Raw genomic sequence first — 19,876 nt, 5'->3', positions numbered from 1 at the left:
ATCGGCCGATCGGCCCGCGGGCCCTGCGGCGCCGCTGGTAGCGTGGCGCGTCATGACGATCCTGAGCCGTCCCCCGATCGCGCGCCTGGTCGCCCGGTCGATGCAGGCGGGCATGGCGCTCGCGGCAGGGCCCGCCACGCGGCGCGCCCACGCGAGGCTCCCCGAGTACCCGCGAAGGACCGGGGCGCTGACCGTGCCCACCTCCTACGGTCCGGCGCACGTCACCGTCCACCGTCCCGGGGGCGGGGCCGGCTCAGGACCTCCGGCGGTGTACGTCAACCTGCACGGCGGGGGCTTCGTGCTGGGGTGGACGGAGATGGACGACCCGCTGTGCCGCGCCCTGGCCGACGAGGCCGGGGCGGTCGTGCTCAACGTCGACTACGTGGTCGCCCCGCGGCACCCGTTCCCGGCCCCTCCCCGCCAGGCCCACGAGATCGTGCGGTGGGTGGCCGCACACGGCGGCGAGCACGGATGGGACGGGTCGCGGCTGGCGGTCGGCGGGCAGAGCGCCGGAGGCGCGCTGGCAGCGGCGGCGGCACGGCTGGACCTGGAGGCCGGTGAGGGCCTGGTCGGGTTGCAGGTGCTGCACTACCCGCCGCTGGACATGACCGTCCACGCGGGGGACAAGCCCTCGGTCGTCGACCGGCCCCTGCTGCGGCCCTGGATGGGCGAGGTCTTCAACTCCTCCTACCTCCCCGACCCGGCCACGCGGGGCCACCGGCTGGCCTCCCCGGCGGGACCGGAGGACAGCGGCGACCTCACCGGCATCGCGCCCGCCCTCGTCATCGTCGCCGAACACGACATCCTGCGCGACGAGGGCCGCCGCTACGCCCGCCGCCTCGACGGGGCGGGCGCGCTCGCCGCCCTGCACGAGGTCTCCGACCGCGACCACGGCTACGACGTGGTGCACGACGACGCGGCCCGGGAGACCTACCGTGTGATCGCCGAGCACGTCGGGCGGGCGCTCCCGCCGCGGGGGTAGGGGGCGGGGCCGCCCCCGGGCCGCGGACGACCGGTCCGCCGCACGCAGGGCGACGGCCGCCGCGGGGGCTCCCGTCCCGCGGCGGCCGTGTCCGTGCCCGGAGGAGTCTTACGCCCGGGGGCGCTGGTCGATGATGCGCCGGAACTTGCCGACGGACCGCTCGATCTGCTCGGGGTCGACGACGTCCACGGTCACGCTCACGCCGACCCGGTCCTTGACCGTGGCGACGATCTCCCGGCTCAGGGCCGTGCGGCGCTCGGCGGTGCAGTCCGGGGCGGCCTCGATCCGCACGGCCATGCGGTCCAGGCGGCCGTCCTTGGTGAGCACCAGCTGGAAGTGCGGGGCGAGCCCGTCCAGGCCCAGCACGATCTCCTCGATCTGGGTCGGGAAGACGTTGACGCCGCGCAGGATGATCATGTCGTCGCTGCGCCCGGTGACCTTGTCCATGCGGCGCATGGGCCGGGCGGTGCCCGGGCGCAGCGTCGTCAGGTCGCGGGTGCGGTAGCGGATCACGGGCATCGCCTGCTTGGTCAGCGAGGTGAAGACCAGCTCGCCGTTCTCGCCGTCGGGCAGCGCCTCCTGCGTGACGGGGTCCAGGACCTCCGGGTAGAAGTGGTCCTCCCAGACGTGCAGGCCGTCCTTGGTCTCCACGCACTCGTTGGCCACACCCGGGCCCATCACCTCGGACAGGCCGTAGATGTCCACGGCGTGGATGTCGAAGCGCTCCTCGATCTCACGGCGCATCTGCTCGGTCCAGGGCTCGGCGCCGAAGATGCCGATCCTGAGCGAGGTCGTGCGCGGGTCGATGCCCTGGCGCTCGAACTCGTCCAGCAGGGTCAGCATGTAGCTGGGGGTGACCATGATGATCTCGGGCCGGAAGTCCTGGATGAGCTGGACCTGCTTGGCGGTCTGGCCGCCGGAGGCGGGGATGACCGTGCAGCCGAGCTTCTCGGCCCCGTAGTGGGCGCCCAGGCCTCCGGTGAAGAGTCCGTAGCCGTAGGAGACGTGCACCTTGTGGCCGGGCCGCCCGCCCGCCGCGCGGATGGAGCGGGCCACGACCGTCGCCCACGTGTCGATGTCCTCACGGGTGTAGCCCACGACCGTGGGCCGGCCCGTGGTGCCGCTGGAGGCGTGGATGCGGCTGACCTGCTCCTGGGGCACGGCGAACATGCCGAAGGGGTAGTTGTCGCGCAGGTCCGCCTTGGTGGTGTGGGGGAAGAGGCGGATGTCCTCCAGCGTCCGGAGGTCCTGCGGACGCACCCCCGCCTCGTCGAACTTCTCCTTGTACAGCGGCACGTTGGTGTAGGCGTGGTCGAGCGTCCACCGGAGGCGCTCCAGCTGGAGGGCGCGCAGTTCGTCGACACTCATGCGCTCGGCCGGGTCCAGGAGATCGGACGCGGGCGCCTGCCCGAGGCGCTGGTGAGGGGCAGCACCGGCCGACTGCGTGGTGGTGTCGTGGCTTGCCATGGACCTCTCCGTGTACTGTGCGCGGGAACCCGCCAGGCCGGACGCCTGGGTGGGTGGGCGGGGAACCGCGCGGGTCGTGAGTGTGGTGCGGGCCGTCTGCGGGGCGGTCCGACTTGCTTACTGACCGAACGTTCGGTTACTAATGCATTAACGCAGTCTCCGGGCGAGCATGTCAAGGAGAAGTGTCGATGATTTCACAGATGACGGTGGCGCAGACCACCGCCGTTAACACGGGAGGCCGCACGTGAGCGACGTCTACTTGGTCGACGGGGTGCGCACCCCCCAGGGCCGCTACGGCGGGGCCCTCGCCTCGGTGCGCCCCGACGACCTCGCCGCCACGGCCGTGGCCGAGGCGGTCCGCCGCTCCGGCGTCCCCGGCGAGGCCGTCGACGAGGTGATCCTCGGCGCCGCCAACCAGGCCGGTGAGGACAACCGCAACGTGGCCCGCATGGCCGTGCTGCTCTCCGGACTCGATCCCCGCGTCCCCGGCTACACCGTCAACCGGCTCTGCGCCAGCGGACTGACCGCCGTCGCCTCCGCAGCCCAGGCCATCCGCGCGGGCGAGGCCGACGTGGTCGTCGCGGGCGGCGTCGAGTCCATGACCCGCGCCCCCTGGGTGATGGCCAAGCCCGGCACGCCCTGGGCCAAGCCGGGCGAGGTCGCCGACACCTCTCTGGGCTGGCGCTTCACCAACCCGCGCTTCGCCGCCGCCGACGCCGCGGTCCCCGCCGGGGCCGGCCCGACGGACCTGCGCTACACGCTGTCCATGGGTGAGACCGCGGAGGAGGTCGCCGTCCTGGAGGGCCTGAGCCGCGAGGAGTGCGACGCCTTCGCCCTGCGCAGCCACGAGCGCGCCGTCGCCGCGGCCGGGGCCGGGCGCTTCGACGGCGAGATCGTCCCGGTCACCGTCACCGGGCGCAAGGGCCAGACCCACGAGGTCACCGCCGACGAGGGCCCCCGCCCCGGCTCCAGCATGGAGAGCCTGGGGAAGCTGCGCCCCGTCTTCCGCGCGGGCGGCATCGTCACCGCGGGCAACTCCTCCTCGCTCTCCGACGGCGCCTCCGCCCTGGTCCTGGCCGGCGCGCACGCCGTCCGCGAGTACGGCCTCACCCCGCGCGCCCGCGTGGTCGGCTCCGCCTCCGCCGGAGTGGAACCGCAGATCATGGGCCTGGGCCCCGTCCCGGCCACCCGCAAGGTCCTGGCCCGCGCGGGCTGGACCGTCGACGACATCGGCTCGGCCGAGCTCAACGAGGCCTTCGCCGCCCAGTCGTTGGGCGTGATGCGACAGCTCGGGATGGACGAGGAGCGAGTCAACGCCGACGGCGGCGCGATCGCCCTCGGACACCCCCTCGGCAGCTCCGGCTCCCGCATCCTCGTCACCCTCCTCAACCGCATGGAACGCGAGGACACCCGGCGGGGCCTGGCCGCCCTCTGCGTCGGCGTCGGCCAGGGCGTCGCACTCCTGGTGGAGCGCCCGTGACCGGCCACCGGGACTTCGAGACGCTCCTCGTCGAACGCCGTGACGACCGCGTGGTGGTCGAACTGCACCGGCCCGCGGCCCGCAACGCCATCAACGGCCGGATGATCGCCGAGCTGCACGAGGTGTGCGCCGAGATCGAGGCCGACCCCCGGCCGCTGCTGCTCACCGGGCACGGCGACGTGTTCGCGGGCGGCGCGGACATCTCCGAACTGCGCGAGCGCGGACGCGAGGAGGCGATGGCCGGGATCAACAGCCGCCTGTTCGAGCGCCTGCACCGGCTCCAGGCCCCCACCGTGGCCGCCGTGGACGGGTGGGCGCTGGGCGGCGGGGCCGAACTGTCCTACGCGTGCGACATCCGGCTGGCCACCCCCACCGCCGTGTTCGCCCAGCCCGAGCCGGGCCTGGGCATCATCGCCGGCGCGGGGGCGTGCTGGAGGCTGAAGGAGCTGGTCGGCGCCTCGGTCGCCAAGCAGGTCCTGCTGGGCGGCTTCCGGCTGGACGCCGAGGCGGCACTGCGCCACGGGCTGGTCGCCGAGATCGTCCCGGCCGAGGAGCTGCGCGCGAGCGCCCACGCCCTCCTGGACCGGATGGCGGCCTCCTCCGCCCTGGCGCTGCGCATGACCAAACTGGTCCTGGACGCCGACGGTGCGCACCCGCTGGCCGACGACCTGACACAGGCGGTGCTGTTCGAGAGCGCCGACAAGCACGACCGGATGACCCGGTTCCTGGAGAGGAAGAAGCGTTGAGCACCCACGAGCAGACCGCTGCGGGGCCGGGAGCCCCCCTGGTCCCCGCGGTCGTCGCCGTCGTCGGCGGCGGCACCATGGGCGCCGGCATCGTCCAGCAGTTCCTCACCGCGGGGGCGGACGTGGTCCTGGTCGAGGCCACCGCGGAGGCCGCCGAGGCCGGTCGCGCCCGGGTGGCCTCCGGACTGGCCGGGGCCCGGTCCCGGGGGAAGATCGACGCCGACCCGGCCGCCTACCTGGCCCGGCTGCGCACGGTCACCGACACCGCCGCCATCCCCGCCGACGCCGGTCTGGTCGTGGAGGCCGTGCCCGAGCGGCCGGAGCTGAAGATCGCCGTGCTCACGGCGGCGGAGGCCGCCGTGGGGGAGGACACCGTCCTGGCCTCCAACACCAGCTCCCTGTCGGTCACCGAACTGGCGGCCGCCCTCCAGCACCCGCGCCGCTTCCTGGGAACCCACTTCTTCAACCCGGTCCCCGCCTCCAAGCTGGTGGAGATCGTGGTCGCCCCCGAGACCGGCCCCGCCGTGCTGGAGTCGGTGCGCGGCTGGGTCGCCGCCCTGGGCAAGACCGAGATCGCGGTCAGGGACGCCCCCGGGTTCGCCACCAGCCGCCTCGGCGTCATGCTCGGGCTGGAGGCCATCCGCATGGTGGAGGAGGAGGTCGCCTCGCCCGCCGACATCGACACCGCCATGGAGCTGGGCTACCGGCACCCGATGGGCCCGCTGCGCCTCACCGACCTGGTCGGGCTCGACGTCCGGCTGGCGATCGCGGAGCACCTCGCCTCCGAGCTGGGGGACCGGTTCGCTCCCCCGGAGCTGCTGCGCCGTATGGTCGCGGAGGGGAAGCTCGGCAAGAAGACGGGCCAGGGCTTCCACACCTGGGACAAAGGAGACTAGAGCGTTGAGCGAACAGAGGGCGGCGGAGTTCGTCGAGGCCGACGGGATCGCCACGGTGCGCCTGAACAGGCCCGCGCTGACCCGGGAGGTCAAGGAGGAGTTCCTGGCGGCACTGCGGAGCGCGGCGGAGTCCACCACGGCCCGCTCGGTGCTGCTGCTGGGATCCGCCAAGGCCTTCTGCGTCGGCCAGGACCTGGCCGAGCACGCGCGGATCCTCAAGGAGGAGCCGGGCCAGGCGCTGACCACGGTGCGTGAGCACTACAACCCGATCGTGCAGGCCCTGGAGAGCATCCAGGTCCCCGTGGTGGTCGGGATCGGCGGGGCGTGCGTGGGCGCGGGCCTGGGCTTCGCCCTGGCCGGGGACGTGCGGATCGCCGCGCGCCGGGCGAAGTTCGGCACGGCCTTCACCGGCATCGGGCTGGCCTCGGACTCCGGCCTGGCCTACCGGCTGGTGTCGTCGCTGGGCCAGGCGCGCGCCATGGAGCTGATGCTGCTGGGCACCGTCGTCGGCGCCGACCGCGCCCTGGAGCTGGGCCTGGTCACCGAGGTCGTGGAGGACGACGCCTGGGAGGTTCGCGCCCGCGAGGTCGCCGCCCTGCTCGCCGCCGGTCCGACCAGCGCCTTCGTGGCCGCCAAGCGCGAGGTCCGCTCGGCCGCCGACGGCAGCCGTGACCTGCCCGAGCTGCTGGAGGAGGAGGCCGACCTCCAGAACCAGCTCGGGGTGACCGCGGACCACACCGCGGCGGTCGACGCCTTCCTGAACAAGCGGGCCCCGACCTTCACCGGCGGCTGAGCTGGGGGATTCCCCCACCTGGGGACTTGCCCGGGCGGGGGAATCCGGGGATACTAATTACTGACCGAACGTTCGGTTATGAATGGGGAACGATCAATGTCCACCGTGACGGCCCAGGAGACGCCCCCCGGCGCCGACCTGGACTTCCAGGCGGAGTTCGACGCCAAGGTCGCCGCCGACCAGCGCATCGAGCCGCGTGACTGGATGCCCGAGGCCTACCGCAAGACCCTGGTCCGCCAGGTCTCCCAGCACGCGCACTCGGAGATCATCGGCATGCAGCCCGAGGGCGACTGGATCGCCTCCGCGCCCAGCCTGCGCCGCAAGGCGATCCTGCTGGCCAAGGTCCAGGACGAGGCCGGGCACGGCCTGTACCTGTACGCGGCCGCCGAGACCCTCGGCGTGGACCGCACGGACCTGACCGAGCGCCTCATCGAGGGCCGCCAGAAGTACTCCTCGATCTTCAACTACCCGTCGCTGACCTTCGCCGACGTCGGCGTCATCGGCTGGCTGGTCGACGGCGCCGCCATCTGCAACCAGGTCCCGCTGTGCCGCAGCTCCTTCGGCCCCTACTCCCGCGCCATGGTGCGCATCTGCAAGGAGGAGTCCTTCCACCAGCGGCAGGGCTACGAACTGCTCATGCGGATGATGGAGGGCACCGAGGGCCAGCGCCGGATGGTCCAGGACGCCGTCGACCGCTGGTGGTGGCCGTCCCTGATGATGTTCGGGCCTCCGGACGCCGAGTCGCCCAACACCCGCCAGTCCATGGCCTGGCGCATCAAGCGCGACACCAACGACGACCTCCGCCAGAAGTTCGTCGACATGAGCGTCCCCCAGGCCGAGAAGCTGGGCGTGACCCTCCCCGACCCCGCACTGGTGTGGAACGAGGAGCGCGGCGCACACGACTTCGGCGAGCCCGACTGGGTCGAGTTCAAACAGGTCGTCTCCGGCGCCGGCCCCAAGAACGCCGAGCGCGTCGAACGCCGCCGCGCCGCCCACGAGAAGGGCGCGTGGGTCCGCGAGGCCGCCACCGCCTACGCCCGCAAGCAGCAGAGCGCCGAGGAGGCCACGGCATGAGCAACGACGCGACCGGCACCGCGGCCCGCCCCGAGTGGCCCCTCTACGAGGTCTTCGTCCGCGGCAAGCGCGGCCTGAACCACGTCCACGTGGGCTCCCTGCACGCGCCCGACGACACCATGGCGCTGCACAACGCCCGCAACCTCTACACCCGCCGCAACGAGGGCGTCAGCATCTGGGTGGTGCCCGCCGAGCACATCACCGCGTCCAGCCCGGACGAGAAGGACCCCTTCTTCGCCCCCAGCGGTGACAAGGTCTACCGCCACCCGACCTTCTACCCCATCCCCGAGGACGTCCCGCACATCTAGCGGGGACGACGGGGACCAGGGAACACGAGGCCAAAGGAAGCAGACATGAGTGGCGACACCATCTTCACGGCCCTGACCGAGGAGCACGGCGGCGACGCCCGCTGGGCCTTCGGCACCGGCTTCACCGACGCCCTCGCGGGCGTGGACACCACCCTTCCTGCGGGGGTGGACGGCGACGACCTCGCGCTGTACTGCCAGATGCTCGGCGACGACGCGCTCGTCCAGGCCCAGCGGCTCGTCGACTGGGTGACCGACGCGCCCGAGCTGGAGGAGGAGGTGGCGCTGGCCAACATCGCCCTCGACCTGCTCGGCCAGGCACGCCTGCTGCTGGCCCGCGCCGGACAGGCCGACGGCACCGGACGCGACGAGGACGCCTTCGCCTACCGGCGGGGCCCCTCCGAGTTCCGCAACGTGCACCTGGCCGAGGCCCCCCGGGGCGACTTCGCCCGCGCCGTCGTCACCCTGCTGGTCCTGTCCAGCTCGCGGCTGGCCCTGTTCACCCGGCTCACGGACAGCAAGGACCCCGTGCTCGCCGCGATCGCCGCCAAGGCGGTCAACGAACTCGCCTACCACCGCGAGTACGCGGTCTCCTGGGCGCTGCGCCTGGGCGACGGCACCGCCTACTCCCACGAGCGGATGGCCGAGGCCGTCGCCGCCGTGTGGCCGCTCACCGGAGAACTCTTCGCCACCCACCCCGTCGAGGCGCGCCTGGCGGACCAGGGCGCCGGCGTGGACCCGGCCACCGTCCGCGACGAGGTCCACGCCGTCCTCACCCAGGTGCTGGTCCGGGCGACCCTGGGCGCACCCGGGCCCTTCCCCCCGGGCGCGACCGCCGGACGCGACGGAAGGCACACCGACCGGCTCGCCCCCCTGCTGGACGAACTCCAGAAGGTGGCCAGGGAGCACCCGGAGGCGACATGGTAGCCACCGACCGGACCACCGGCCTCGAACGCGCCCGTGCGGCGGCCGCCGCGGTCGCCGACCCCGAACTCCCCATGCTCACCCTCGCCGACCTGGGCATCCTGCGCCGGGTCGAGATCGAGGAGGACGGCACCGCTGCCGTGTGGATCACCCCCACCTACTCCGGCTGCCCGGCACTGGCCGAGATGCGCGTGGACGTGGACCGGGCCGTGCGCGGAGCGGGCTTCGACCGGGTGGAGGTGCGCACCGAGCTGTCCCCGCCGTGGACCACCGACTGGATCACCGACGAGGGCAGGCGCAAGCTCTCCGCGAACGGCATCTCGCCGCCCGGCGGGGCGCCGCAGCGCCCGGCGGGCCCCGTCCCGCTGACCCTCATGCCCACCCGTACCGTTCCGCGCTGCCCGCTGTGCGGTGCGGCCGACACCGAGGAACTGTCCCGGTTCGGCGCGACCTCCTGCAAGTCGCTGCACCGATGCCGGTCCTGCCTCGAACCGTTCGAGCACGTCAAGGAGATCTGACCGTGACCACACCCGCCACCGACGCCGGGCAGGCCCCGCCGCGCCGCAGGGGAGCCTTCCACCGGCTGCGCGTGGCCGCCGTGGAGCGCCTGTGCGACGACGCCGTCGCCGTCACCTTCGACGTGCCCGACCACCTGGCCGAGGAGTACGCGTTCGCCCCAGGACAGTCGCTGACCCTGCGCCGCGAGGTCGACGGCGTGGAGGAGCGGCGCAGCTACTCCATCTGCGCCCCCGTGGGGGAGGCGCCCCGCGTGGGCGTGCGCCTGGTCTCCGGGGGCCTGTTCTCCGGGTGGCTGGTCAACGAGGTCCGGCCGGGCGACGAGGTCGAGGTGGGCGCGCCCACCGGCCGGTTCAGCCCCGACCTGGACACCGCCGCCCGCCACGTGATGATCGCCGCCGGCTCCGGTATCACCCCGATGCTGTCGATGGCGTCGTCGCTGCTGCGCCGCACCGGCTCCCACGTCACCCTGCTGTACGGCAACCGCCGCAGCGACACGGTGATGTTCGCCGACGACGTCGCCGACCTCAAGGACGCGTTCGGGCACCGCTTCGAGCTGGTGCACGTGCTCTCCCGAGAGCCGCGCGAGACCGAGCTGTTCACCGGACGCCTGGACGCCGAGAAGCTGGAGGCGCTCCTGGACACGGTCGTCGCCGCCGACGCCGCCGACCACTGGTGGCTGTGCGGCCCCTACGGGATGGTCACCGACGCCCAGGAGGTCCTGGCGGGCCGGGGCGTGCCCGGGGACCGGATCCACCAGGAGCTGTTCTTCGTCGAGGGCACGGAGCCGCCGCCCCAGGCCAGACACGAGGAGCCCGGGGTCGAGGGGCCCTCCAGCGAGGTCACCGTCGTCCTGGACGGACGCACCAGCACCCTGACGCTGCCGCGGGGGGTGCCGGTGCTGGACGGCGCCCAGCGCTACCGCCCCGACCTGCCCTTCGCCTGCAAGGGCGGCGTGTGCGGGACATGCCGGGTCAGGGTCTGCGAGGGGGAGGTGCGCATGCTGCGCAACTACGCGCTCAGCGACGCCGAGGTGGAGGCCGGGTACGCCCTGTCCTGCCAGGCGATCCCCGAGACCGACGCCGTGACCGTGGACTTCGACTCGTGAGCGCCCGCAACGAGACCGCGTGGCGGATGTTCGAGGCCGACCGCGCGTCCAAGAACCTGGGAATGCGCCTGGTCACGGCCGACCACGGCACCGCGGTCGTGGAGATGACCGTCGGCCCGATGATGGTGAACGGGCACGGGATCGCCCACGGCGGGTACGTGTTCACCCTCGCCGACACCGCGTTCGCGTGCGCGTGCAACGCCGAGGGGGGAGGGGTGACCGTGGCCTCCGGCGCCGACGTGACCTTCGTGGCCGCCGCCCGGGAGGGCGACGAGCTCGTGGCCACCGCCCACGAGCGGACGGTGTTCGGCCGCAGCGGCCTCTACGACGTCACGGTGCGCCGCGGCGAGGAGGTCATCGCCGAGTTCCGCGGGCGCAGCCGCACCCTGCCCGACCGGACCTGACACACCGCGGGTCCCCTGTGCGAGGGCCGGGGCGTCGCCGACGCCCCGGCCCGCGCCGCATGCGCGGGAGCCGGACGGCGGAGGGCCGTGGCCGTAACCGGTCAAGGGCGTTTACGGCCAAGTCAGTGTGCATAAGGCGCATTGTGGGGCGTTCGAGAATCTTGTTACTTATGTGCTGGTGTCAGTAGTTTTCTCCTGTTCGGTTCCCCTGCCCGCTCCAGGCGGGCCTCGACCAGACAGGCATCCCCCACATGCGTCGTTCCCTGACCCGTACGACGGCGGCCTCGGCCGCCCTCGCACTCGTCCTGTCCCTCCTCGGACAGTCCCCGGCACTGGCCGACGAGAACCGACCCCCGGACCGGCCTGACACCTCCACGCTCACCGCGCGCGGCGAGGCCTGTTCCACGGACAGCAGCCGACCCACGCTGCTCAACGACACCACCCTCACCCTGCGCGGGCTCATCACCCACCCCGACGCCGAGACCGTGTCCACACAGGTCAAGGCGCAGTTCGAGTGGGGTCTCGAAGGCGCGGACGAACCACTCGGCAGCGCCGATTCCGTCTACACCTGGGACTCTCCGGGCCGACCTCCCGCGCCGCGCTCGGTCACCGCGAGGGACCTGCCCGAAGAGGTCCTGATCGGCTACCGTGCGCGGGGCCACGACACCCGGGCCTGGGGTGAGTGGTCCGACCGGTGCTGGATCGAGATCAGTACGAGCAAACCCGCGGCACCGCCGACCGTCACGTCCGACGACTACCCCGACGACAACAGATTCCACGGGGCGCCGGGCCGGGCGGGCGACTTCACGTTCGATGCCAACGGCGTCGAGGACGCGGTCGCCTTCTACTACGGTATGAGCGGTTCGTGCACGACGCGGGTGGAGTTGGATCAGCCCGGAGCGGAGGCGACGGTCCGGATCACACCTCAGCGGGACGGACCCCGGTCGATCCATGCGCGGAGCGTCGATGCCTACGGCAACTCGTCCTCGTGTGCGATGGTCTACTCCTTCCTGGTCGCGCCTCACGCGGACCCCGTCGCCTACTTCCCCCTCGACGAGGGAGAAGACTCCACCGCGCACGATGCCATGAGCCGGGGGAGGACCGCCGAGGGCACCGGCGCCATCGGCTGGGCGCGAGGCCGTGTGGGGGAGCGCGCCGGATCCGGCTACCGCCTGGAGGACACGGCGGCCGTCACGTCCGACGGCCACCTCCGTACCGAGGAATCGGTCGTCGACACCTCCGGAGCGTTCACCGTCTCCGCGTGGGTGCGTCTGGACGGTACCGATGACGACGCCGTCGCCGTCTCCCAGGACGGTGAGCACGTCAGCGGTTTCCAGCTCGGCTACGACGCCTCCGAGGAGGCGTGGGTGTTCCAGCGGGCCGACCGGGACAGCTCGGACGCGGGGTTCGCCCACAGGGCGACCTCGACCGCCCCGGCGCAGACGGGCGTCTGGACCAGGCTGGTCGGAGCCTCCGACCCGTCCACCGGTGAGCTCTCGCTCTACGTGGACGGTGTGCACCAGGAGACGGTCGAGCAGACCTCGGCGGGAACGGCCGAAGGGGCGTTCGTCATCGGCGGAGGCCAGGCCGGGGGCGAATTCGCCGGCACGTGGCCCGGAGCGGTCGACGACGTGCTGGCGTGGAACCGTGCCCCTGTCACGGCGGACGAGGAGGTCAGCGGCGGCCGGCGGTCCGAGATCTGGGCGGCGGCCAACCAGCCGGTCGTACCGGAGGGAACCTGGTGGCTCGGTGAGACGGAGGGCAGCACCGCCGAGGACGCTACCGACCACGGGCTCGACGCGGTGCTGCACGGTGACCCCGGCACGGTGTGGGACGGGGCGTTCAACGACGGGATCTTCGAGCCCGGGATCCTCCTCGACGGCGCGCAAGGGGAGCACCTGCGCACCGACGGCCCCGCGGTGCGGACCGACCGCAGTTTCACCGCGTCGGCATGGGTCCGACTGGACGACGGTGGGGTCGATGCCGTCGCCCTGTCACAGAGCGGGTCCGGAACCAGTGGCTTCGCGCTCGGCTACGACGCCGGGCTCCGACGCTGGGTCTTCGAGGTGCCCGTCCAGGACGGAGCGGGGTCGGTCGAAGTCCACCGGGTCACCTCGGCCACGTCGGCGTGGATCGGCGAGTGGGTGCATCTGGCGGGCGTGTACGACCACACGGACGGCACACTCACACTGCACGTCGACGGCAACCGTGCCGGAGGCGCGGAGCGCGTGGATGCCTGGCACGCCGGCGGCGACGTCGTCATCGGTGGGGCCGGTCACGCCGAAGGTGTGGGACGTCCGTGGACCGGGGGAGTCAGCCTGGCCCAGCTGCACCAGGGAGTAGCACTGGACTCGGACATCACGCGCATCCAGTTCGGTTGGATCCCCGTCTGAGCGTGGTGGGGCCGAGCCGGGCAGGGTGAGTCGGGGTCGGGCCGCCACCGGTGGCCCGACCCCGCGCGTGTGCGGGGGCAGGCCGGGCCCATCCCCGCGTACGCGGGGAGCGGGTGAACCTGGGGGCGGACGGGATCCAGCGGACCCGTGCGCTGCGGAACAGGATCGCACGGTCCCGCCCCCGACAGCCGTGCCGGGCTCCCCGGCGGGAACGCCGCTCCCGGGCGCCGAACGCTCAGCGCAGGACGCCGGCCTCCGGCACGTCGGATGCGAGCCCCTCCGGGGCTCCCCGACGCTCCGGGCGGTCCAGGAACCCCGCCAGCACGGCGATGCCCAGGCCGACGACGGCCAGAACGGCTCCGATCGCGGCCGGGGAGGTGTACCCCAGGCCGGCGCTGATCCCGATACCGCCCAGCCACGCCCCACCCGCGTTGGCGAGGTTGAAGGCGGAGTGGTTCGACGCGGCGGCCATGGTCGGCGCCGCCCCGGCCCGGTTCATCACCAGGACCTGGAGCGGTGTGCACACGCCGAACCCGACCGCGCCCAGGACGACCAGGCTGACCGCCGCCGTCCAGGGGTTGTGCACGGTCACCGTGAACAGTGCCAGCACGATCGCGAGCGCGGCGAGCGAACCGTAGATGGTGGGGCGCAGCGCGCGGTCGGCCAGGGGTCCCACGACGAGGGAGCCCAGGGTCATGCCGACCCCGAACAGGGCGAGGACGACCGGCACGGACGAGGAGGACACCCCCGCCAGTTCGGTCATCATCGGCGACACGTAGCTGTAGACGGCGAAGACCCCGGCGAACCCGAAGACGGCGGTGGTCAGGCCGAGGACCACCTGGGGCCGACCCAGCTCGGACAGCTCCTGGCGCAGGCCCGCGCCGGGAGCGGCGGGCTGGCGCGGCACGAACGCCGCGACGCCCAGGGTGGCGAGCAGCGCGATGCCGGAGACGACCAGGAAGGCGGCGCGCCATCCCATCGCCTGGCCCAGGAACGTGCCCACGGGCACGCCCACGATGTTGGCCACGGTCAGGCCGAGGAGGACCCGCGAGACCGCGGTCGCCTGGCGGCCGGGCCCGGCCATCTGCGCCGCCACCAGGGAACCGACGCCCAGGAAGGCCCCGTGGGGCAGCCCCGCCAGGACCCGGGAGGCGAACACGGCCCCGAAGGAGGGGGCGAGGACGGTGGCCAGGTTGCCCGCCAGGAAGAGCCCCATGAAGAGCATCAGGACCGCCTTGCGCGGCACCCGTGTGCTGAGCGCGGTGAGCAGGGGTGCGCCGACGACCACCCCCAGCGCGTAGGCCGAGATGAGGTATCCGGCGGTGGGCACCGGGACGCCGAGGTCGGCGGCCACGTCGGGCAGCAGCCCCATGATGACGAACTCGGTGGTACCGATGGCGAACGCCCCGAGAGCCAGGGCGAGCAGGGCCAGAGGCATGGGTGGGCCCTCCAGACGGGGAGCGTGGGAGAACGGCGGTGGTGGCGGGCGTCGTCGCCCTGGTGCCCGTGCCCGGCCCGACCGCGGTCAGAGAGGCGGCAGGGGTGTTTGGCACGTGCTAAATCCAGCCTCGCAGCCCGCCCGGGGGGATCTCAAACGATTCGGGTGTGATCTGTCCCGTACGGGGAGAGAGCCTCGCCACTCGCGCCCCGGGCCGGGCGCGGATCCGGTGGTCCTGCCCTGCTCAGGGGCGCTTGCCGTCGGAGGGGGCCGGTCGGGATCGGTCGCGGCGCGGCGCGCCCGTGCTGCCCCGGACCGCGAGCACGGGTTCCAGGACCAGGTGGCGGCTCTCGGTGCGCCCGTCGTCCAGCCGCTCGGCCACCGAGCGGACCGCGAGCCGCGCCATCTCCGCCGCGTCCTGGCGCACCGAGGTGAGCTGGAGGAAGGGCAGGCGGGCGGTACGGCTGTCGTCGTAGCCCACCACGGAGATGTCGTCCGGAACGGAGCTGCCCGCGCGGCTCAGCGTTCCCACCAGGCCGAGGGCGCACAGGTCGTTGCACGCGACCACGGCCGTCGGCGGCCGCTCCCGGGCGAGCAGGACGCGCGCGGCCCGCGCCCCGGACTCCTCCGTGTAGTCGCCGGGCAGCACGTCGGCGCGGTCCGCCAGTCCGTGCGCGGCCATGCCGTCCCGGTAGCCCCGGAGGCGTTCGCGGGCGCCGGGCAGGTCGCCCCCGTCGACGTGGGAGATGTCCCGGTGGCCCAGGGACACCAGGTGGTCGACCGCCTGGTGGACCCCCCGGGCGTCGGCGGTCCGGACGCTGTCCGTGCCCGGCGCCCCGGTGCGCTGGCCGATCTCCACCACCGGCACGAGTTCGGCGACCTTGGCCAGGTCGGTCGGGGCCTCGGCCGACATGCCGATGAGGATGAGGGCCTCGCACCGCAGCCCCAGGAGGTCGTCGATGGACTCGCGCTCGGTGCGGGTGGTGAGCATGGCGCTCAGGACGACGCTGTAGCCGAGCTCGGCGGCGACGGGGTAGACGGCCTCGACCACGTGCGCGTCCAGGGGGTGCTCCAGGGTGAACAGCACGCCGACCTGGCGGCTGCGGGTCCGGCGCAGCAGACGGGCGGCGGTGTCGGCCCGGTAGCCGAGTTCCTCCGCCGCCCGCAGGATCTGCTCCCGGGCGGTCGCACTGGGGCCGGGGCGTCCTCCGAGGACGAGGGAGACCAGCTGTCGGGAGACGCCCACGCGCGCGGCGACGTCGGCCATGGTCGGGCGCCGGGCGGGCCGGGGCCCCTCGGGCCCGCCCGCGTCCCGGTCACCGGGCTTCGGCATCTGCGTCCCCTCGGACTCGCTGGTGTAAGCGCATCGTACTGCCGGGGGCCGGGAGCCGGACGTGCCCTCGGGGCGGGCGGGGGCTCGGCCTCCCGCCGGGCGCGGTACGGGGGCGACCGTGTCCGGCGGAGACCCGGAGGGGCGGTGGCCTGCGCGCGGCGGGGAGATCGGGGGAGGGGCGGGTGGGGAGATGGGTCCGGGGACGTACCGGTGTGGCGGCACGTCCCCGGACGTAGCTGTGGCCCACGTCCCCCAACGCGGGCCACAGCGGGCGCGGCCAGTGTGCACTGAGTGCGGTCTGGCCGCTGGGAAGGCGGATGCAGCGACTGAATACGTGCCGGAAACCCCCATTGCCGACACGAGCGCGTGCATCCGCGCATGGTTTGTGGTGTGAGCGCCTCACACGACCTGGGTGGGTGGTGGGAATGCGATGGGGTCGGGGTTCGGTCTGGGGCGCTTCATCTGTGAGAACGCTTCGTATGTTTGTGGTGTTCCCGTTCCACGCGCCGATTTTCGGTCCGCTCGGTAAAAAGCGCGTGCTGACTGGGGCACGTGATGTCTAAGCTCCTGCTGTGAACAGCACGGAGAGGGGCGGACGCATGGCGGAGACGATGACCCTGTGGAGGCCCACGGGGCCCCGGGAACTCGATCTGGTCAGGGATTCCGGCTGGCGCGCGTGGCCTCCCCGGCTGCCGGAGCAGCCCCTCTTCTATCCGGTTCTGAACCAGGACTACGCGGAGCGGATCGCCCGGGAGTGGAACCTGCCACGTGACGGTGAGGGGCACGTCACCCGGTTCCGCGTGGACGCCGGTTTCGCGTCACGGTACCCGGTGCGGCAGGCGGGAGGCCGCACGATCCTGGAGCTGTGGGTGCCGGCGGAGGAGCTGGCGGAGTTCAACGCCCATCTTCGCGGCGCCATCGAGCTGGTGCTGTCCTTCCTGCCCGAACACCCCGAGGGGATCGTCCCGCGCTGACGCGCGGGGCGCGGTCCCGCGCCGGCGGGACCCGGCCACGGGGCCGGGCCCCGCCGTGCGCCGTGTCAGGCGTCGGGGCCGGGCACGAGTGCCAGGTCGGGGTCCAGGTCGGTGAGGGCGGCGAGGACGTCGCCGAAGGCGTCGGCGAGCACGACGGGCTCGCGTTCGGTGCGGTCGGGGGCCGGGCTGGAGGGGTGCCGTCGGGGGTCGAGGGTGGTGGCCATGGGGTTCCGGGCGCGCGGGCCTGTGGGGCGCGCCCTCCTCCTTCTCGTGTGATCACGTACTCGGACGTCCCGGTCGCCGCGACTCCCGGTGACCGCGGGGGTTTCGGGTCAGGGATAGCACACGGTGACGACCGTTCGGCTTGCGTCGCACCGGGTTCCCTTCCCCGGGAGATGACCGGTCCGTACTCATGGTCATACCCGCGCACCACATCCGCGTGAACAGACGTTCCGTGCCCTGTGGACGGAGCGGTGGCCCACCTCCACCTGCACGCGACCGCTCTCGGGGTGTCCGGCCCGCGCCCGTGGGCGAGGCGGCGCAGCGCCGCCTCGGCCGGTCCGCGCGCCCCGGCGGCGCATGAGGTCGGCGAGCAGGACCGTGGTCGGCCACACGGCCACCGCGACGCCCCCCGACGGCGGACGACGTCACCTGCAGGTGGAGCGTGCAGGAGGAGAACAGCACCGCCCAGGCCACCGACCGGACCGGGGAGAAGGTCATGGAGCGCTGCCCGAGCGCGGACAGGGCGTTGGTCACCGGTCCCTGTCGACCCGGCAGGAGGACCGCGACGAGGGCGACGAGCGCGGCGTGGCCCGGTCCGCCCGCGTGGCAGATCAGGTCGCTGACCTGCTCGGTGGCGCGGCCGCTCAGCTCATGGGTCCTGGCGGGCTTGCACAGGAGGCCCCTCTGTCCTGCCGGGAGCTCGCGTGTGCGGCGACACGGCGGCGCGGACCCTGGTCCGGGGCGGTGGGGATAACACGGGATATACCTACCAGGACGGGACACCACCGGCGACGTCGGACGCCGCTGCCTCGTGCACGGCGCTTCCTGGGGGCAGTCCTCGTGTGCGCGCCGAGGCCTGCGGTGCGCCGGGGGCGGGGCGAGGGGCGCCGGGTCCGGTGGCACGTCACGATCCGGCCATCGGCAACCTGCTCGCCGCCTCGCCGCCCGTGCGTCCTCGTGTCGGAGCGGGGTCCCGGTCGGAGGGGTGGCATGCGCCGGGCCTGGTCGGGCGGCCCTGGGGGCGGGGAATACATGTGACGCCCCACCGGTTCCCGTGATAGCTTCAGAGGAAATTACTTCTTAGGAAACAAAATCGGGGAGCGGGCCATGCAGTTCGGAATCTTCTCAGTCAGTGACGTGACCACCGACCCCACCACGGGGCGCACGCCGACCGAGGCCGAGCGGATCAAGGCGATGGTCGCGATCGCGCTCAAGGCCGAGGAAGTCGGCCTCGACGTCTTCGCCACCGGTGAGCACCACAACCCGCCGTTCGTGGCGTCCTCCCCGACGACGATGCTCGGCTACATCGCCGCGCGGACCGAGAAGCTGATCCTCTCCACCTCCACCACGCTCATCACCACGAACGACCCGGTGAAGATCTCCGAGGACTTTGCGATGCTGCAGCACCTGGCCGAGGGCCGGGTGGACCTGATGATGGGCCGCGGCAACACCGGGCCCGTCTACCCGTGGTTCGGGCAGGACATCCGCGAGGGCATCCCGCTGGCGCTGGAGAACTACAACCTGCTCCACCGCCTGTGGCGCGAGGACGTCGTGAACTGGGAGGGCAAGTTCCGCACCCCGCTGCAGGGCTTCACCTCCACGCCCCGCCCCCTGGACGAGATCCCGCCGTTCGTCTGGCACGGCTCCATCCGCAGCCCGGAGATCGCCGAGCAGGCCGCCTACTACGGTGACGGTTTCTTCCACAACAACATCTTCTGGCCCGCCACCCACACCAAGAAGCTGATCTCCCTCTACCGGCGCCGCTTCGAGCACTACGGCCACGGCAAGGCCGACCAGGCGATCGTGGGCCTGGGCGGGCAGGTGTTCATGCGCAAGAACTCCCAGGACGCGGTCAAGGAGTTCCGCCCCTACTTCGACAACGCCCCCGTCTACGGCGGCGGGCCCAGCCTGGAGGAGTTCACCCGCGAGACCCCGCTGACCGTCGGGAGCCCGCAGGAGGTCATCGACCGGACCCTGGGCTTCCGCGACTCCTTCGGCCACTACCAGCGACAGCTCTTCCTCATGGACCACGCCGGCCTTCCGCTGAAGACGGTCCTGGAGCAGCTGGACCTGCTGGGCGAGGAGGTCGTGCCCGTGCTGCGCAAGGAGTTCGCGGCCGGGCGGCCCGCGCACGTCCCCGACGCCCCGACCCACGCCTCCCTGCTGGCGGCCGGGAAGGCCGGCGCCGGCAAGGGTGCCGGGGCCGACAACGCCTGAGACCGGCGGTGACCCGCGGGGACGGGGGCACGGGGCGCACGCCCCGCGCCCCCGTCCGCGTCTCCGGCCGCCCCTCGGAGCGCCCGGGGTGGGCGTCAGCCGGTGGTGCTCGGCTCCGCGGGGGCGGAGTGCCCGCCGAAGTACGCCTTGGCGCTCCCGGAGTAGAGCAGCGCGATCACGGTGAACGCGAACGCCGCCGCGGCGAGTTCCGGGAGGCCCGCGACGGGCGTGAAGGCCAGGGCGAGGATGCCCACGCCGTAGACGGCGTTGACGCCCAGGGCGGCGGGCCGTGCCGCGGGTCGGCCCCTGCCGACCATGACCGTCAGCGCCAGCGAGGCGGCCCCGTACACCAGGGCGACGGCGGCGGCCACGAAGATGGCCCAGGTGGGGACGTCCGTCGCGGTGGGCATCGTGGGGGCGGCCTCGGCGGCGAAACCGCCGAGGAGGGCGAGCCCGCCGGCGGTGAGCTGGTAGAGGGTGATCAGGATCAGCAGGACGAAGACCGCTGTGACACTGGTCGGTCTGGTGGGTGCGTTCACGGGATGATTCCTCCGCACTAGGGATGCCTCCTCCGGTTCACATAGCCGCGCAGGCGGGCACTACA

19 protein-coding genes and 1 pseudogene are annotated in these 19,876 nt (G+C 73.0%); 14 read left to right on the top strand and 6 right to left on the bottom strand.

From position 1 onward, the window contains the following. Window positions 1-52 precede the first annotated feature (52 nt). Entirely contained in the window at window positions 53-982 is a 930-nt protein-coding gene (locus tag Q8791_RS26225; RefSeq protein WP_330094480.1) for an alpha/beta hydrolase, read from the top strand. Window positions 983-1,090: 108 nt separating this feature from the next. Here the strand turns inward: Q8791_RS26225 and paaK are convergent, their stop codons facing one another. Further along, window positions 1,091-2,449, bottom strand: a complete 1,359-nt coding sequence (paaK, locus tag Q8791_RS26220; protein WP_330094479.1) for a phenylacetate--CoA ligase PaaK — start codon at window positions 2,447-2,449, stop codon at window positions 1,091-1,093. Window positions 2,450-2,693: 244 nt separating this feature from the next. On the opposite strand from paaK, the gene Q8791_RS26215 reads away from it, so the two are divergent. The 11 genes from Q8791_RS26215 to Q8791_RS26165 all read left to right on the top strand — a co-directional run bounded on the left by Q8791_RS26215 (window position 2,694) and on the right by Q8791_RS26165 (window position 13,088). Further along, complete coding sequence (locus Q8791_RS26215) at window positions 2,694-3,929, top strand: thiolase family protein (RefSeq protein WP_330094478.1); 1,236 nt, start codon at window positions 2,694-2,696, stop codon at window positions 3,927-3,929. Beyond that, complete coding sequence (locus Q8791_RS26210; protein ID WP_330094477.1) at window positions 3,926-4,675, top strand: enoyl-CoA hydratase/isomerase family protein; 750 nt, start codon at window positions 3,926-3,928, stop codon at window positions 4,673-4,675. The genes Q8791_RS26215 and Q8791_RS26210 overlap by 4 nt, the downstream gene beginning before the upstream one ends. Then, window positions 4,672-5,571, top strand: a complete 900-nt coding sequence (locus Q8791_RS26205; RefSeq protein ID WP_330094476.1) for a 3-hydroxyacyl-CoA dehydrogenase family protein — start codon at window positions 4,672-4,674, stop codon at window positions 5,569-5,571. Before Q8791_RS26210 ends, Q8791_RS26205 begins: the two co-directional genes overlap by 4 nt. A gap of 4 nt (window positions 5,572-5,575) precedes the next feature. Beyond that, window positions 5,576-6,364 carry an enoyl-CoA hydratase/isomerase family protein gene (locus tag Q8791_RS26200; protein WP_330094475.1) on the top strand — a complete coding sequence of 263 codons (789 nt, stop codon included), beginning with the start codon at window positions 5,576-5,578 and terminating at the stop codon, window positions 6,362-6,364. Between the two features lie 96 nt (window positions 6,365-6,460). Beyond that, on the top strand, window positions 6,461-7,438 hold the full coding sequence (paaA, locus tag Q8791_RS26195) for a 1,2-phenylacetyl-CoA epoxidase subunit PaaA (protein WP_330094474.1): 978 nt from the start codon (window positions 6,461-6,463) through the stop codon (window positions 7,436-7,438). Next, window positions 7,435-7,746: a 1,2-phenylacetyl-CoA epoxidase subunit PaaB gene (gene paaB, locus Q8791_RS26190; protein ID WP_330094473.1), complete on the top strand. Its 312-nt coding sequence runs from the start codon at window positions 7,435-7,437 to the stop codon at window positions 7,744-7,746. Before paaA ends, paaB begins: the two co-directional genes overlap by 4 nt. A 45-nt stretch (window positions 7,747-7,791) precedes the next feature. Further along, a complete protein-coding gene (paaC, locus tag Q8791_RS26185) occupies window positions 7,792-8,670 on the top strand; it encodes a 1,2-phenylacetyl-CoA epoxidase subunit PaaC (protein WP_330094472.1) in 879 nt (292 codons plus the stop codon). Continuing rightward, window positions 8,664-9,185, top strand: coding sequence for a 1,2-phenylacetyl-CoA epoxidase subunit PaaD (gene paaD / locus Q8791_RS26180; protein ID WP_330094471.1), 522 nt, complete (start codon window positions 8,664-8,666; stop codon window positions 9,183-9,185). The genes paaC and paaD overlap by 7 nt, the downstream gene beginning before the upstream one ends. A gap of 2 nt (window positions 9,186-9,187) precedes the next feature. Continuing rightward, a complete protein-coding gene (gene paaE / locus Q8791_RS26175; RefSeq protein WP_330094470.1) occupies window positions 9,188-10,291 on the top strand; it encodes a 1,2-phenylacetyl-CoA epoxidase subunit PaaE in 1,104 nt (367 codons plus the stop codon). Further along, window positions 10,288-10,695 carry a hydroxyphenylacetyl-CoA thioesterase PaaI gene (paaI, locus tag Q8791_RS26170; protein WP_330094469.1) on the top strand — a complete coding sequence of 136 codons (408 nt, stop codon included), beginning with the start codon at window positions 10,288-10,290 and terminating at the stop codon, window positions 10,693-10,695. Before paaE ends, paaI begins: the two co-directional genes overlap by 4 nt. Window positions 10,696-10,946: 251 nt before the next feature. Beyond that, on the top strand, window positions 10,947-13,088 hold the full coding sequence (locus Q8791_RS26165) for a LamG domain-containing protein (protein WP_330094468.1): 2,142 nt from the start codon (window positions 10,947-10,949) through the stop codon (window positions 13,086-13,088). A gap of 235 nt (window positions 13,089-13,323) precedes the next feature. Here the strand turns inward: Q8791_RS26165 and Q8791_RS26160 are convergent, their stop codons facing one another. Both Q8791_RS26160 and Q8791_RS26155 read right to left on the bottom strand, forming a co-directional pair. Beyond that, a complete protein-coding gene (locus Q8791_RS26160; protein ID WP_330094467.1) occupies window positions 13,324-14,526 on the bottom strand; it encodes an MFS transporter in 1,203 nt (400 codons plus the stop codon). Window positions 14,527-14,770: 244 nt separating this feature from the next. After that, window positions 14,771-15,793, bottom strand: a complete 1,023-nt coding sequence (locus Q8791_RS26155) for a LacI family DNA-binding transcriptional regulator (RefSeq protein WP_330094491.1) — start codon at window positions 15,791-15,793, stop codon at window positions 14,771-14,773. 665 nt (window positions 15,794-16,458) lie between these two features. Here Q8791_RS26155 and Q8791_RS26150 point away from each other — a divergent pair. Further along, on the top strand, window positions 16,459-16,833 hold the full coding sequence (locus Q8791_RS26150) for an ADP-ribosylation/crystallin J1 (RefSeq protein WP_330094490.1): 375 nt from the start codon (window positions 16,459-16,461) through the stop codon (window positions 16,831-16,833). Between the two features lie 65 nt (window positions 16,834-16,898). On the opposite strand, the gene Q8791_RS26145 is transcribed toward Q8791_RS26150, so the two are convergent. After that, complete coding sequence (locus Q8791_RS26145; RefSeq protein ID WP_330094466.1) at window positions 16,899-17,057, bottom strand: hypothetical protein; 159 nt, start codon at window positions 17,055-17,057, stop codon at window positions 16,899-16,901. A gap of 299 nt (window positions 17,058-17,356) precedes the next feature. Then, window positions 17,357-17,661, bottom strand: a pseudogene (locus Q8791_RS26140) (DUF418 domain-containing protein); the annotation flags it as partial. Between the two features lie 501 nt (window positions 17,662-18,162). Here Q8791_RS26140 and Q8791_RS26135 point away from each other — a divergent pair. Further along, window positions 18,163-19,272: an LLM class flavin-dependent oxidoreductase gene (locus Q8791_RS26135; RefSeq protein ID WP_330094465.1), complete on the top strand. Its 1,110-nt coding sequence runs from the start codon at window positions 18,163-18,165 to the stop codon at window positions 19,270-19,272. Window positions 19,273-19,367: 95 nt separating this feature from the next. On the opposite strand, the gene Q8791_RS26130 is transcribed toward Q8791_RS26135, so the two are convergent. After that, window positions 19,368-19,811 carry a hypothetical protein gene (locus Q8791_RS26130; RefSeq protein ID WP_330094464.1) on the bottom strand — a complete coding sequence of 148 codons (444 nt, stop codon included), beginning with the start codon at window positions 19,809-19,811 and terminating at the stop codon, window positions 19,368-19,370. Between the last annotated feature and the right edge of the window lie 65 nt (window positions 19,812-19,876).

Origin of the sequence: Nocardiopsis codii (assembly GCF_036327455.1) — a bacterium.
GTDB lineage: Bacteria > Actinomycetota > Actinomycetes > Streptosporangiales > Streptosporangiaceae > Nocardiopsis > Nocardiopsis codii.
The sequence above is the reverse complement of the archived record's forward strand: the minus strand, read 5'-3'. Positions and strand labels throughout refer to the sequence as shown.

What these genes read in the sequence shown, in the direction of transcription:
- Q8791_RS26225 (WP_330094480.1), top strand. Translation starts at nt 53, where the DNA reads ATGACGATCCTGAGCCGTCCCCCGATCGCGCGCCTGGTCGCCCGGTCG.
- paaK (WP_330094479.1), bottom strand. Translation starts at nt 2,449, where the DNA reads ATGGCAAGCCACGACACCACCACGCAGTCGGCCGGTGCTGCCCCTCAC.
- paaA (WP_330094474.1), top strand. Translation starts at nt 6,461, where the DNA reads ATGTCCACCGTGACGGCCCAGGAGACGCCCCCCGGCGCCGACCTGGAC.
- paaB (WP_330094473.1), top strand. Translation starts at nt 7,435, where the DNA reads ATGAGCAACGACGCGACCGGCACCGCGGCCCGCCCCGAGTGGCCCCTC.
- paaC (WP_330094472.1), top strand. Translation starts at nt 7,792, where the DNA reads ATGAGTGGCGACACCATCTTCACGGCCCTGACCGAGGAGCACGGCGGC.
- paaD (WP_330094471.1), top strand. Translation starts at nt 8,664, where the DNA reads ATGGTAGCCACCGACCGGACCACCGGCCTCGAACGCGCCCGTGCGGCG.
- Q8791_RS26165 (WP_330094468.1), top strand. Translation starts at nt 10,947, where the DNA reads ATGCGTCGTTCCCTGACCCGTACGACGGCGGCCTCGGCCGCCCTCGCA.
- Q8791_RS26160 (WP_330094467.1), bottom strand. Translation starts at nt 14,526, where the DNA reads ATGCCTCTGGCCCTGCTCGCCCTGGCTCTCGGGGCGTTCGCCATCGGT.
- Q8791_RS26155 (WP_330094491.1), bottom strand. Translation starts at nt 15,793, where the DNA reads ATGGCCGACGTCGCCGCGCGCGTGGGCGTCTCCCGACAGCTGGTCTCC.
- Q8791_RS26150 (WP_330094490.1), top strand. Translation starts at nt 16,459, where the DNA reads ATGGCGGAGACGATGACCCTGTGGAGGCCCACGGGGCCCCGGGAACTC.
- Q8791_RS26145 (WP_330094466.1), bottom strand. Translation starts at nt 17,057, where the DNA reads ATGGCCACCACCCTCGACCCCCGACGGCACCCCTCCAGCCCGGCCCCC.
- Q8791_RS26135 (WP_330094465.1), top strand. Translation starts at nt 18,163, where the DNA reads ATGCAGTTCGGAATCTTCTCAGTCAGTGACGTGACCACCGACCCCACC.